At 38.4% G+C, this 14,504-nt stretch carries 12 protein-coding genes; 6 read left to right on the top strand and 6 right to left on the bottom strand.

Annotation, left to right across the window (positions count from 1 at the left end):
- Positions 1 to 341: 341 nt before the first annotated feature.
- The 3 genes from AC0QT4_RS01785 to AC0QT4_RS01775 all read left to right on the top strand — a co-directional run bounded on the left by AC0QT4_RS01785 (position 342) and on the right by AC0QT4_RS01775 (position 4,694).
- Positions 342 to 2,015 (top strand): formate--tetrahydrofolate ligase, encoded by a 1,674-nt coding sequence (locus tag AC0QT4_RS01785; protein ID WP_473199990.1) that lies wholly within the window; start codon positions 342 to 344, stop codon positions 2,013 to 2,015.
- A gap of 196 nt (positions 2,016 to 2,211) precedes the next feature.
- Positions 2,212 to 2,445 carry a 30S ribosomal protein S21 gene (gene rpsU / locus AC0QT4_RS01780; protein ID WP_473199989.1) on the top strand — a complete coding sequence of 78 codons (234 nt, stop codon included), beginning with the start codon at positions 2,212 to 2,214 and terminating at the stop codon, positions 2,443 to 2,445.
- Positions 2,446 to 4,136: 1,691 nt separating this feature from the next.
- Positions 4,137 to 4,694 (top strand): SH3 domain-containing protein, encoded by a 558-nt coding sequence (locus tag AC0QT4_RS01775; RefSeq protein WP_473199988.1) that lies wholly within the window; start codon positions 4,137 to 4,139, stop codon positions 4,692 to 4,694.
- 70 nt (positions 4,695 to 4,764) lie between these two features.
- Here AC0QT4_RS01775 and irrA read toward each other — a convergent pair whose 3' ends face one another.
- Positions 4,765 to 5,259: an iron response transcriptional regulator IrrA gene (irrA, locus tag AC0QT4_RS01770; protein WP_473199987.1), complete on the bottom strand. Its 495-nt coding sequence runs from the start codon at positions 5,257 to 5,259 to the stop codon at positions 4,765 to 4,767.
- A 228-nt stretch (positions 5,260 to 5,487) separates the two neighbouring features.
- On the opposite strand from irrA, the gene fabA reads away from it, so the two are divergent.
- From fabA to fabI, 3 genes are read left to right on the top strand one after another with little or no spacing between them, the layout of a single operon-like run.
- Positions 5,488 to 5,997: a 3-hydroxyacyl-[acyl-carrier-protein] dehydratase FabA gene (fabA, locus tag AC0QT4_RS01765; protein ID WP_473199986.1), complete on the top strand. Its 510-nt coding sequence runs from the start codon at positions 5,488 to 5,490 to the stop codon at positions 5,995 to 5,997.
- A gap of 40 nt (positions 5,998 to 6,037) precedes the next feature.
- Positions 6,038 to 7,258, top strand: a complete 1,221-nt coding sequence (gene fabB, locus AC0QT4_RS01760; protein WP_473199985.1) for a beta-ketoacyl-ACP synthase I — start codon at positions 6,038 to 6,040, stop codon at positions 7,256 to 7,258.
- A gap of 51 nt (positions 7,259 to 7,309) precedes the next feature.
- Positions 7,310 to 8,128 carry an enoyl-ACP reductase FabI gene (gene fabI / locus AC0QT4_RS01755; protein WP_473199984.1) on the top strand — a complete coding sequence of 273 codons (819 nt, stop codon included), beginning with the start codon at positions 7,310 to 7,312 and terminating at the stop codon, positions 8,126 to 8,128.
- Positions 8,129 to 8,402: 274 nt separating this feature from the next.
- Here fabI and gpsA read toward each other — a convergent pair whose 3' ends face one another.
- The 5 genes from gpsA to cyoA all read right to left on the bottom strand — a co-directional run bounded on the left by gpsA (position 8,403) and on the right by cyoA (position 14,451).
- Positions 8,403 to 9,425 (bottom strand): NAD(P)H-dependent glycerol-3-phosphate dehydrogenase, encoded by a 1,023-nt coding sequence (gpsA, locus tag AC0QT4_RS01750; RefSeq protein WP_473199983.1) that lies wholly within the window; start codon positions 9,423 to 9,425, stop codon positions 8,403 to 8,405.
- 428 nt (positions 9,426 to 9,853) lie between these two features.
- Positions 9,854 to 10,726 carry a cytochrome o ubiquinol oxidase subunit IV gene (gene cyoD / locus AC0QT4_RS01745; protein WP_473199982.1) on the bottom strand — a complete coding sequence of 291 codons (873 nt, stop codon included), beginning with the start codon at positions 10,724 to 10,726 and terminating at the stop codon, positions 9,854 to 9,856.
- On the bottom strand, positions 10,726 to 11,391 hold the full coding sequence (locus AC0QT4_RS01740; RefSeq protein ID WP_473199981.1) for a cytochrome (ubi)quinol oxidase subunit III: 666 nt from the start codon (positions 11,389 to 11,391) through the stop codon (positions 10,726 to 10,728). The genes cyoD and AC0QT4_RS01740 overlap by 1 nt, the downstream gene beginning before the upstream one ends.
- Positions 11,388 to 13,406 (bottom strand): cytochrome o ubiquinol oxidase subunit I, encoded by a 2,019-nt coding sequence (gene cyoB / locus AC0QT4_RS01735; protein ID WP_473199980.1) that lies wholly within the window; start codon positions 13,404 to 13,406, stop codon positions 11,388 to 11,390. The genes AC0QT4_RS01740 and cyoB overlap by 4 nt, the downstream gene beginning before the upstream one ends.
- A 73-nt stretch (positions 13,407 to 13,479) precedes the next feature.
- Positions 13,480 to 14,451, bottom strand: a complete 972-nt coding sequence (gene cyoA / locus AC0QT4_RS01730) for a ubiquinol oxidase subunit II (protein ID WP_473199979.1) — start codon at positions 14,449 to 14,451, stop codon at positions 13,480 to 13,482.
- Between the last annotated feature and the right edge of the window lie 53 nt (positions 14,452 to 14,504).

The following is a 14,504-nucleotide window of genomic DNA, read 5'->3' as shown; positions in this document are numbered from 1 at the left end:
GATATTTTGAGATGCATCTGGTATCTTAGGCGTGCTCATTCCTTTAAAAGATCAATCTTTGAAGATCTTTTTCACCTCTTTAAAATGCAAAAAATATTTCATTCTCTTTTAAAAAATCTTTTCCTATAAAATTGCTAGAACTCTAACATTCTTTCTTAGCAAAATATAAAAAATATCAATAAAATAAACTGCTTATAGAATCAAAAAGTTCAGTGTAACACTCCCTCTTGCACAGTCTGTCAACTTTTATAATGCCCTATCTTCTCTCTATATGCTATAAGCTTTTTCATCCGCTTATAATACAAACCTTGATGTCAAAAAACTAAGTAAAGAATTTTCCCATGCTCAAAACAGATATTGAAATTGCTCGCACTGCCCAGAAACAACACATTACAGAAATTGCACAAAAAATTGGTATCACACATGAAAATCTCATTCCTTATGGACATGACAAAGCTAAAATTTCTTCTACATATATAAAATCGCTCAATAAAAATCCGGATGGTAAACTTATTCTCGTCACGGCTATCAATCCAACACCTGCTGGAGAAGGAAAAACAACAACAACCGTTGGACTTAATGATGCCCTCAATCTCATTGGAAAAAAAACAATAGCTGCCTTAAGAGAACCGTCTTTAGGCCCCTGCTTTGGTATAAAAGGTGGTGCTGCTGGAGGTGGTTATGCTCAAGTTGTACCGATGGATGACCTGAATTTACATTTTACGGGCGATTTTCACGCCATTACAGCTGCCCATAATCTTCTTGCTGCAATAATCGATAATCATATCTACTGGGGAAATACTCTGAATATTGATCCACGTCGCATTGTTTGGAAGCGCATTCTCGATATGAATGATCGTGCGTTACGCGATATTGTTATTTCATTAGGTGGAATAACCAATGGTTTTCCACGCCAAACAGGTTTTGATATTACTGTTGCATCAGAAATTATGGCTATTTTTTGTCTTGCTAAAAATTTGGAGGATCTTTCGCAAAGACTTAAAAAAATTATTGTTGCTTATCGTTATGATAAAACACCTGTAACAGCTGCTGATCTCAATGCGGTAGGTGCAATGACAGTTCTTTTAAAAGATGCCATGCAACCTAATCTTGTACAAACAATTGAAAATAACCCAGTTTTTGTTCACGGAGGGCCTTTTGCCAACATTGCTCATGGTTGCAATTCAGTTATAGCAACAAAAACTGCTTTAAAACTCGCGGATTATGTTGTCACAGAAGCAGGATTTGGAGCCGATCTTGGAGCAGAAAAATTCTTTAATATTAAATGTCGACAAGCAGATATTATACCGGATGCTACAGTAATTGTCGCAACAATTCGCGCATTAAAAATGAATGGTGGTGTGGATAAAAATAATCTGTCAGAAGAAAATGTCCCTGCTTTACAAAAGGGAGCAGCTAATCTTTTACGACATATCAAAAACATGGAACACTACGGTATTCCTTGTATTGTTGCCCTTAATCATTTTGACACCGATAGTGATGCTGAAATAAGGACGTTACAAAAAATAGTTGCGACAACCGGACACAAAGCTATTGTCTGCACACATTGGAAACAAGGGGGAAGGGGCGCAATAGAACTTGCACGAGAACTTATTACCTTGATTGAAGAAAAAGATTCCCATTTCAAAGTTCTGTACCAAAATGACCTCCCACTCGTTCAGAAAATTAATTGCATCATAACAAACCTCTATGGTGGACGTGGAGCCATTATCCCGTCCCCTCTTCTCAAACAATTAGAATCTTGGGAAAAAGAAGGTTATGGCACATACCCTATTTGTATGGCAAAAACACCCTATTCCTTTTCTTCTGATCCCACTCAATACGGTGCTCCTGTTGATTTTGAAATTCCTGTACGTGAAGTTCGCCTCTCGGCAGGGGCTGGCTTTATTGTCGTTATTTGCGGAGATGTCATGACCATGCCAGGCTTACCGCATTATCCTGCCGCTGAAAAAATTCATCTTGACACAAGTGATCGGATACAGGGGCTTTCATAAGCCTTTCTTCGTAAACTTAATCATGCATTATGAAAAGCACTTTATAGCGAAAAGAATAGAATTATAAAAAGCGATCTAGACAAGTACCTTATTTATATGATATATGCTTTGTAGCGTATGTCCTTTTAAATGCAACTTAAAAAGGGCTAGGTTTTTTACCTATTATTTATGACACTGAAACAAAGCAGGATAGATCGTGCAAGTACTCGTTCGTGATAACAATGTTGATCAAGCGCTGCGTGCGCTGAAGAAGAAGATGCAACGTGAAGGCATTTTCCGAGAAATGAAGATGCGTGGATATTATGAAAAACCATCTGAAAAGCGTGCTCGTGAAAAAGCTGAAGCTATTCGTCGTACACGTAAACTTGCCCGTAAACGTGCACAAAGAGAAGGTCTTGTTACTAACGGCCGGACTGCTGCAATAAAATAATATATTCTTTAAAGTGTTCTTAAAGTTGCGACTACGATGGTGTAAGTGCAACATTAAGAGTGTTTTAGTGATACTTTTCTCTCTGTTTTTTGTTCTAGTGGTTTTCTGAATAGAAATCGATTTAGAGAGAGGGTTGTTTTGTAGTATTTTTGACCTCTCTTTAACTCTTATCTTTTTAAGTGATAGGAATGCAAATTATCACTTAGAATTTTTGAAGATATCCGTTGTTATACGAAAACTTATCGGATGCGGAGTTTTTTTGTTATCGCTCAAATTTTTCTTGACGTACAAATCTTGTAAGATTTTTTTATTGATATCAAACATTTCGCATCTTTTACATCCCTTGAATTCATTAAGCTTCTAAATGTCAATTACTATCACAGTATATGATTGCATGATAAATGATATAATATAAAATAAGTGATTTTCTCTCCTTCACTTAATTTAATGAAGCGGTGAAATTTGTAGTTTTTATTTGAACAATAACATTTTTATTTATAATGATAACTCACAACTTGAGTTTGTCCCTCCCTCGAATATTGAAGATTTCCTCATTTCAAATCTGTTTTTGTTGAATCAAAAAAATCATTCCTTTCCAGAAGTATAAGAGGATTTGTGTGTGGATAAAACTATGAAGAGAGGAATAAAAATATCTCTGATAAACCATCTAAATACAAGACCTGTCACACCACTGGGAGCTAGAAAAGGTTATGATAGTTCTAGCTTGTTATGTCCTTCCCCTTCTCAAAAGACAAAGATTCCTAACCTCTACCAGCCTGATTAACAGATTAGTTTTTTCAAAAATAGCTTTTTTCTGCTGTTTACTTCGATAATTCATTTTATAGATTACTCAAGCGAATTCTGCATTAAATCTTCCGTCGAATTTTACACCTCTATACTTGGTTTGATACAAAAAGCTGAAATGAGACATCAACGATCATTGTATTTTTAATATGCCCACATGTGCATCACATCACCGTACTGCAAAGCAATGTCGTCCGCTTCTACCAAGAATGATCTGAAATTGATATAGGCGCACATAGTCTTATCTGGCTTAATCTATCTGTTTAGCATATTACAGCATTCCCAATTAAAGACCATAACGCTACCCAAACTATACAAAGCTTGCAAAAAACATTGAGATTGAGAAGCACTCTCTTTACGATCTACAAAATTTAAACTCGTTTATTATATCTTAGCTTGCTCTCAATAAGCATATTTTTTCATTTAAATGCCTCATGAAATGTATGTTGCAACCTATTCCAAAACTGCTTTTTAAAATCCTATGTCTCTTTTTTATTAACCTATCGTTAAGCAGTTTTTTGATCAGATCATAATATGTAATGTGTATATGGCTGCCGTTTAAAAAATAAACCCTGTCGATAGCTATACATTTTAACCCTTTCTATCATACAAAAGGTGACATAATTTATAACACATTCAATCGTTGTAAGATTTATCTCAAGTATACGACCGTATGAGGATCGAATATCGATTTCCTAATCCTCTACAAGTGAAAAAATAGACATTAAGAAAAGCAAATTTTTACATTATTTATTGCATTTTTTTGTAAAAATTTTCTCATTGTTTAGATCTCTTTAACTAGCAGTATGCCATAGCTTTAATTTATTTTTCAATTCTATTTTCCAGATCTTAGATTGCAATATAGAGAAGAGATAAAAGGTTTCAGTGTGCAAAGTCCTCGTTGGTTTCGCTTTTTAACACTCGCATTATATATCCTAACGGCAGGATTCTTTATATTTAATTCACCTCATTTTTTGTATGCTCAAACACTTAATCAAAATTTAGGCCCAAGTGGTTTACCGCTTCCGCGGTTTGCTTCCATTAAACCGACCCGTGTTAATGTACGCATCGGACCGGGAAGCAATTACTCTATCATCTTCACCTATAGAAAACAGGGGTTGCCGATTGAAATCATCCAAGAATATGATCAATGGCGTAAAATTCGTGATGCCGAAGGTGACGAGGGTTGGATATACCAATCACTTTTATCAGGAAAACGAACCGCTATAACTGTCCCATGGCAAAAAGATAAAACTAAAAGACTGATGCTCCGCAAAAAACCAACAGATGACGCAGAACTTGTGGCAGAAGTAGAACCTAATGTTATCGCTAACATTCGCCAATGCGATGGACATTGGTGTGAACTAAGTATTAATAACATCCGCGGATGGCTTCCTCAACCCCAATTATGGGGAATCTACCCTGATGAAAAAATTAAAGGTTAGTGAATTTCCAAACAAAACACATTGAAATTTTACGGCTTGCTGAATTTTTCCTGTTCTATACTCAATCAGGTTAATTTTTCGGCTTTAACCGAACTATCAAATCAACATGTGAAATTTCCATACCTTCTGGTGGTTGAGGCAAATTTGCAATGATTGGAGTTTCCTCCAAATTGCAAGGAATATCGAGAATACGATTTTCGCCTTCTATATAAAAATGATAATGATCAGATGTATTGGTATCAAACCAAGTTTTCGAACCCTCTACTGCAATAATCCGTAATAACCCTGCCTCTGTAAATTGATGAAGCGTATTATAAACAGTGGCTAAAGATACAGGTACACCCAATGCTATTGCTTCTTCATAGAGCTCTTCAGCAGCAATATGACGATTCCCTTGAGAAAAAATCATATTAGCAAGTTGTAACCGCTGGCGTGTTGGCCGTAAACCATTTTGACGCAAACACTTTTCCAACATAGGCATAGAACAATAACGCACAACCTTCTCACAATCTTTTGCAGGCTGTTGCTTTTCATTCAAACTTAAATTATCTGCGCTCACTGTCATTTTAAAACCACACTGTATTTTTATTCGAAGGAGGTTAAAATACAAGAAATAGAAACAATATGGTATAATTTTTTACCCATTTTTAAATAACACCCGCGCAGGATACATAAAAAAGGGCTTTTGTCATTAAAAATGATATAAAATCATTTCCCTCTCCTTAAAATTTGCTCTAAAAGTAGGTTGAGAAAAGCGCAGAAGTAAAAATATATGCAAATAAATGGAGTAACAATGACTGAACAAAAGTCTCGCTACACTTATGAAGAGCTTCTAAGCTGCGCTCGCGGCGAAATGTTTGGTAAGGGTAATGCACAGTTACCTGCACCGCCTATGTTAATGATTCATCGAATCACTCAAATTAGTGAAACTGGAGGTGAATACAATAAGGGGATGGTTCGTGCCGAATTTGACATTACTTCAGACCTATGGTTCTTTAACTGTCACTTTATAGGTGACCCAGTTATGCCAGGATGTCTTGGTTTAGATGGTTTGTGGCAATTAACAGGTTTTTTTCTCGGTTGGTTAGGGGAACCAGGGAAGGGAAGAGCTATCTCAACAGGGGAAGTAAAATTATCAGGCATGGTAACTCCTCAAACAAAACTCCTTGAATATGGGATAGATTTTAAACGTATCCGGCGTGGAAATTTAGTCCTAGGAATAGCAGACGGATGGGTGAAAGCAGATGGAGAAGCCATCTATAAAGCAAGTGATTTACGGGTTGCTTTATTTAAAGAAGACTGAAATTATTTCCATGAGAAGAGACATAAACAAGGAGGTATGAATGCGTCGCGTTGTTGTAACCGGAATGGGAATTGTCTCCGCAATTGGAAATAACCCTAAAGCTGTTTTAACCAGTTTGTATGAGGCAAAATCTGGGATTTCTTATGCACCCCAATATGCCGAATTAGGCTTCCGTAGCAGAGTTTATGGCAAACCTGATATTGATATAGAGGAATTGGTTGATCGGCGTGCTTTGCGCTTTCACGGACGTGGTACTGCTTGGAATCACATTGCCATGGATCAAGCAATCGTTGATTCGGGTTTAGAGCTTCATGAAATATCCAATGAGCGCACTGGTATCATTATGGGTTCTGGAGGACCTTCGACTCAATCAATCGTTGCAGCCGCTGATATTACACGCCAAAAAGGCCCGAAGCGCGTTGGTCCTTTTGTTGTACCTAAAGCAATGAGTTCTACCGCATCAGCGACGCTTGCAACTTTTTTTAAAATCAAAGGCGTGAACTATTCAATCTCTTCGGCGTGTGCCACCTCTAACCATTGTATTGGCAATGCTTACGAATTGATACAATATGGCAAGCAAGATCGTATCTTTGCTGGAGGCTGCGAAGATCTAGACTGGACGTTATCTGTTTTATTTGATGCTATGGGTGCCATGTCGAGTAAATATAATGACACACCCCAAAAAGCTTCACGTGCCTATGATATCAATCGTGATGGATTTGTTATTGCTGGTGGAGCGGGTGTTTTGATTCTTGAGGAGCTAGAACTTGCTAAAGCACGCGGTGCAAAAATCTATGGAGAGATTGTGGGATATGGTGCAACATCCGATGGACACGACATGGTTTCTCCATCTGGTGAAGGAGCAGAACGATGCATGCGCATGGCACTTGAAACGGTAAAGAATAAAATTGATTATATAAACCCCCATGCAACAGCAACACCCGTTGGTGACCCTCCTGAAATAGAAGCGATCCGTCGTATTTTCGGGGAAGGTGATCAATGTCCACCAATTTCCGCTACAAAATCTCTGACTGGTCATTCTTTGGGGGCGGCAGGTGTTCAAGAAGCAATCTATACACTGTTAATGATGAATCATAATTTTATTTGCGAGAGTGCCCATATTGAAGAGCTTGATCCAGCTTTTAGCAATATGCCTATTGTTCGTGAACGTCGTGATCACCAACAACTTAATACTGTATTATCAAATACTTTTGGCTTTGGTGGTACCAATGCAACGCTCGTTTTCCAACGCTATGTGTAAAACAAAGGTTTTTAGCGGATCGAAAAAAAGCATAGTCTTATGGAGAATAATATGAAAGGTTTGATGGAGGGCAAACGTGGCCTTATTATGGGGGTTGCAAATGACCATTCAATTGCTTGGGGGATTGCCTGTCAACTAGCACAAGAAGGAGCTGAATTAGCTTTTACCTATCAAGGAAATGCTTTCGGAAAGCGGGTTCAACCACTAGCAGAAAAACTCGGTTGCAAATTGTTGCTTGAATGCGATGTAGAAAAAATTGAAAATGTTGATTATGTCTTTGAATATCTTGAAAAAGAATGGGGAACTATCGATTTCATTGTTCATGCCATTGGTTTTTCAGATAAAAATCAACTAAAAGGGCGTTACGTTGATGTAACAACACGCGAAAATTTTAAACGCACAATGGTTATTTCAGCCTATTCCTTTACTGAAATTGCCCAACGTGCTGGTAAACTTATGCCCAATGGAGGCGCGCTTTTAACGCTCACTTATGGAGCGTCACAGCAAGTTGTTCCTAATTACAATATTATGGGTGTTGCTAAAGCTGCTTTAGAAGCTATGGTACGCTATTTAGCAGCAGATTTTGGCCCTCAAAATATTCGCGTGAATGCAATTTCTGCTGGACCTGTTAGGACATTAGCAGGAAACGGTATTGCATCTGCGCGTGCAATCTTCTCATATCAACGCCGTAATGCGCCACTACGGCGTACCGTAAACATCCATGAAATTGGAAAATCTGCTCTTTATCTGCTTTCTGATTTATCGTCAGGCGTTACTGGTGAAATTCATTATGTTGATTCAGGCTATAACATTATGTCTATGCCAACACTTGAAGAACTAAAACAAAGTGAAGAATCTCAAGGAGAATAACTATCCATAATACTGTTGAAAAGTGTAAAAAGTAATCATCGTAACGTTTTAAAAGTGTATTGCGTGCTTTTTCGAACGTAAATGCTATAGATAATTAAAAAATATCTCTTCTCTTTAGAAGATATGACTTAGAAAACAGCTCAAATTATACTGCATAAACAACTGCCTCATAGAAACCCATCATTGGTTAAAGTGATGGTTTTGTTAATGATCAAGACAACTCGTTATTAAGTTTTTGTTGTAACTACATCATATCTCTTATCTATTTCAATAATTAAAAATTTACTGTCTCATCACTCTCATTTTTAAGTGTCCGGCTCAGTAATGCATTGGCTGCTTCAACTACGCTTTTATCACAAAAGAGAACTTGATAAATTTGTTCTGTAATTGGCATTTCCACCCCGATACGTTGCGCTAATGTACGTACTTCTTTAGTATTTAAATAACCTTCAACAACTTGACCAACTTGTTTTTCTGCTTCTTCTCTCTTTATTCCTTTTCCAAGCAGCATTCCAAAACGACGATTACGCGACTGGTTATCAGTACATGTCAAAACTAGATCACCTAAGCCCGTCATACCCATAAATGTGGAAAGTTCAGCGCCCATAGCAATGCCTAAACGACTAATTTCAGCTAATCCTCGTGTAATAAGAGCTATGCGAGCATTTGCTCCAAATCCCATACCGTCCGATATACCTGCACCAATAGCAATAACATTTTTAACTGCTCCACCTAATTGGACACCGATCATATCTGAATTTTTATAAACTCTGAAATTTTTGCTACAATGAAAAAGTTGCTGGAGTTCTTCACTAAATTCAGCATCAGAAGCCGCTACTGTAACTGCTGTAGGCAAGCCAATAGCAAGCTCTTTAGCAAACGTTGGTCCAGAAAAGACAGCTAAAGGAATTTTATCACCTAAAATCTCACAAGCAACTTCTTGTAAAAGACGTCCCGTACCATGTTCTAAACCTTTGGTTGCCCAAATAATACGTGAGTGCTGATCCAAATAAGGATGGATATTACACAATACCTGACGAAATACATGACTTGGAACAACAATCAATATATTGTGACTTGCCCTTATTGCGGTCTCAAGAGAATCTTCTAGCGATAGATTTTCAGGAAATTGAATATCAGGCAAAAAAGCCCGATTACAGCGATATTTCTGTAATTCTTTGATATGATGAGGATTATATCCCCAAAGGAAAACACGACGGCCGTTACGGGCAAGAGCAATAGCCAAAGCAGTACCAAAAGAACCGGCACCAATAACTGTTATCGAAATTGCTTTCATTAAATTTTCTAATTATTCTCCAAACCTTTAATTCGCATTGTAAGCTATTCCTGTAAATAGATTCAAATAAGATATTTTTAATATAAATTCACCGAACTTGAAAACTCTCTTTTTTTGGCTTCACCTCACACGACATAAATTTTTTTAAATTCCTCATATTTTCTGTACTGAATTGTATCAATGTTATTTTTGTACAGTCTATAATCGATACTTTTATCAAAAAAATTAAGGTAACAGCACATTATCTATGGATATTCTCATTTCAGAATAAAAATGTATTCAAAATTCTGGATTCTATCCCCCCTGTTTTTATCATTTTTCTATCACCCATTTTATATTCTAAAAACTGTTTTGTAACTCACACATATACAAAAAGAGCCAATGCCTTCAGCACTGGCCCCACGAATTTTTTACTCTTTGTTACTACTCTACGGGAGTGGCATATTTGGTGCCTGCTCCACAGGTGTTTGCCCCACAGGCATTTCAACACCTGGTGCTTGTTCCACAGGTGTTTGCCCCACGGGCATCTCAACACCGGGTACCTGCTCCACAGGTGTTTGCCCCACGGGCATCTCAACACCGGGTACCTGCTCCACAGGTGTTTGCCCCACGGGCATCTCAACACCGGGTACCTGCTCCATAGGTGTTTGCCCCACAGGCATCTCAACACCTGGTGCCTGCTCCATAGGTGTTTGCCCTACAGGCATTTCAACACCTGGTGCCTGCTCCATAGGTGTTTGCCCTACAGGCATTTCAACACCTGGTGCCTGCTCCATAGGCGTTTGTCCCACAGGCATCTCAACACCTGGTGCCTGCTCCACAGGTGTTTGTCCCACGGGCACTTCAACACCTGGTGCTTGTTCCATAGGCATTTTCACTCCCGACGCTTGCTCTATAGAAGTTTGCGTATTTGATAATTGCTCTGACACTGATGCAGAACTACCTAATATTTTTGGCTCAATAACACGCCCTGAACCACCCATCATATTATAATTCAAATGAGAAATAGCCCACCACGTGCCTCCAATAATAATAAAAACGCAAATAGCTGCAAACCACAAAGCACTTAAATTCCATTTGGCATCTGGACCAGAATTCAAGTGCAAAAAGAAAACAATTTGCACTATAATCTGAATAATCGCCATCCCAATAAGGTACATTACCTTTGTGCTAATTGCCCAACTGTCCATCATTCCATACATTACAGGAATAAAAGAACCCATTGTAAAAAATACAGCTAAAATAAAACCGATTAAATAAGAACCAGTACTGGGTCCATGTGTTTCGTTATGCACGCTCATTACAATGCTCCTAATAGATATACCATAGTGAAAACACCAACCCATACAATATCAAGCAAATGCCAGAAAATTGAAAGGCACACCAAACGCGTTTTATTGTCCTGATCCAAGCCATTACGACGAAGATGAAAAAACATAACGACCATCCACAGGAGACCAACACTTACATGAAGACCATGGGTTCCAACCAAAGCAAAAAATGCTGACCAGTAAGCGGATAGAACCTCTCGTCCAAAAAGCTGTAAACCTGTTGTAGGATCAATACCAGCATAAGCACCAGGATCGTAATAAAATACCTCACCTAAAAGCTCATGAAACTCGTAAATTTCCATTCCAATAAAGCAACATCCAAGGACAAAGGTGATAGCCATCCACAACCGCACACCACTGAGATTACGTTTATACGCTTGCACCATTGCAAACCCATAAGTAATTGATGAGAATAATAAAATAGCAGTTTCAACTAAAACAAACTTTAAATCAATAAATTCATTACCGGGTTTTCCTCCACCATAAGAAGCAGAAAAAACAGCAAAGCTTGAAAAAAGTGTCGAGAACAGTATCAAATCCGAAAGAATATAGACCCAAAAACCAAATGTCATTATTGAGCTACTGTCGTGATGATGTTCATCAATATGAGCATTATTCATTGTCATCGTATTCATACTGTTGCTCCTTGTTTTTTAAGAACAGCTGTAAAAACATCCTCAGTTTTTTGCACTTCTTCAACTGGAATATAGTAACCATGATGATCACCGGTTAACGAATGACACACAAGCGTTGCCACGAAACCAATTAATCCGATCGCAACAAGCCACCAAATATGCCAAACGAGAGCAAAACCAACGATTAAAGAAAAGAAGCCTGCAATAATCCCTGCTGATGTATTTGAAGGCATATGGATTTTTGAAAACCCATTTGTTGGACGCTGATAACCATTTTTTTTCATATTCCAATAAGCATCGTCCGTCTGTACTTCTGGAATTATTGCAAAATTGTAAGCAGGAGGAGGTGAAGAAATAGACCACTCAAGCGTACGTCCATCACCCCAAGAATCATTTAATGTTACCGGTAAGTGTCCCTTATGCTTGATACCATACCAAATTGCCAAAACAACCTGCAGCACAAAACAAAGAATACCAAGCAAAATAATGAATGCACCCAACGCAGCAATTATAAACATGGGCTGCCAGCTAGGTTCCATGTAATGTTGGAGACGACGTGTAGCTCCCATTAAACCAAGTGCATAAACTGGAAAAAAAGCAAGGTAAAAACCAATGAACCAACACCAGAAAGACGCAATACCCAATATTCGATTTGGTTTATAACCAAAAACTTTTGGAAACCAAAAAGCAAGTCCTGCTAAATAAGCAAAAACAACACCACCAATAATTGTATGGTGAAAATGCGCCACTAAAAAGAGCGAATTATGAAACTGCCAATCAGCAGGCACGATAGACATCAAAACGCCGGTTAATCCACCACCAACGAACGTAAAGATCATTCCCATACACCAAAGCATTGGAGGCTCAAAACGAATTCGACCTTTATACATAGTCAGCAACCAATTAAAAACTTTAACTCCTGTTGGAACCGCAATGATCATCGTTGCAATACCAAAGAAAGTATTTACAGCCTCTCCTCCACCCATTGTAAAGAAATGATGTCCCCAAACAACAAGGGAAAGAATTAAAATAACCAACATTGCCCATACCATTGAAGTATAACCGAAGAGGCGCTTTGAAGAAAAAGTCGATACAACCTCAGAAACAATCCCAAAAGCAGGAACAACCAAAACATAAACTTCAGGATGACCAAAAATCCAAACATAGTTAATCCATACCATTGGATTTCCGCCACCAACATTGGTAAAAAAATTCATACCCAAATAACGATCGCATGCCAAAAGTGCAAAAGCTACAGTCAAAACAGGATAAATAACTAAAATAAGGACATTGCTAACAAAAGCGCTCCAACAAAAAACAGGCATTTTCATCATTGTCATCCCAGGAGCACGCATTTTAATAATGGTTGCAACAAAATTGATTGCCCCCATCGTCGTTGCAATACCAGAAAGCTGAAGTGACCATAAATAATAATCTACCCCTGTATCTGGACTCCCTTGCAACTCAGAAAAAGGTGGGTACATCAACCAACCACCGCGACCAAAATTACCAACACCTAGGGATATGTTAATCAATATTGCTCCTGCAGCTGTAATCCAAAATCCTAAATTATTAGCAAAGGGAAAGGCAACATCACGAGCACCAATTTGAAGCGGTATAAGATAATTGAAAAGACCAAATAAAATCGGCGTCGCCATGAAGAAAATCATAATCGTGCCATGAGCCGAAAAAATCTGATCAAAATGATCAGGTGGTAAATATCCCGCCGCTTCACTCCCAAGTGCCATAGCCTGATGTGTCCGCATCATAATTGCATCGGCAAAACCACGAACAAGCATGATAATACCAAGAACGATATACATAATACCGATGCGTTTATGGTCAACTGTTGTAATCCAATTTCGCCATAAAACTCCCCACCACCCAAGTACTGTTAAAGCAATAACTGCAATTAAACCAACCAAAACAATCGCAATACATGTGTATAAAACGATCGGCTCATGTGCAAGTGCATGAAAAGCACCTGCCGTAGGATCTGTAAGTCTTCCAAACATTTCTCAACCCATATCAAATGAATTTCAGTTAAAAGAAACCTTCTTTTCAAAGGTCGCTTTCTCTATTGATGCTCTAAATGGCACCAGGATCAAAAACAGAACAAAGTGCACCCCAAAGTGTCTGAGCCGCAGCACGCTTCATTAAGTCTTCATTACATACCGTATTCTCATCAACGCATCGATTTACAATCCGGTAATAAAGCCGTTCTTCAATGGGCGCAAAATAACGGACTTCAGCATCTTTTTCTTTCGCAGCAATATCACCCATACGAGGCGCAATAGAAAGCTGACGATAAGATGCACGATCAAGAGCTCGTCCATGAGACCGAGCTTTAGCAATCCAGTTATCAAAATCTTGCGGAGACACAGAATACCATTTAAAGCGCATCTTCGCAAAACCATCACCACTATAATTCGCAGAGGTTCCTTTGAATATTCCTTGCTCATCCGCCACCAGATGCAACTTAGAATTCATCTGCGGCATAGCGTAAAGAACCGTCCCTAGCTTTGGTACCCAAAAGGCATTTACAGAATTTTCTGATGTCAACTGCAACAAAACTTGACGACCTTTAGGAGCGTAAATTTCATTGATCGAAGCAATATTATATTCAGGGTAAATAAAAAGCCATTTCCAATCAAGAGCTACCACATCTACTTGTAACGGCTTCCCTTCACCAACAACCTCAACTGGAAGCGGATTCTCTGGTTCAAGCTCATAGGTGTAATAGGCTGTCAAAGAACCTAAAACCATTACAATAGCAATTGGAATGCCCCACATAAATGCTTCAATTTTATTCGAATGCCCCCACTCAGGTAAATATTCTGCTGCACTGTTCGATGCACGGTACTTAATGGCCAAATATACCACACTTGCCATCACTGGAATCACAACGCAAAGCATAACAGCAACACAAATAACAATCAAAATAAGCTGTTGCCGTGCAACATATCCTGCTGGATGAATAACGTCAAATCTACAACCAGATAAAAGCAACGCCACCCCTAAAATTACGAGCATCTTTATTTGTTTAACAAAGTTTCTCATTTCACCTGCCCCATCTTTACATATCAGAAGTTAGCATCAAAAACGACGCAACC

Source organism: Bartonella sp. EBT8, assembly GCF_055796165.1.
The sequence above is the reverse complement of the archived record's forward strand: the minus strand, read 5'-3'. Positions and strand labels throughout refer to the sequence as shown.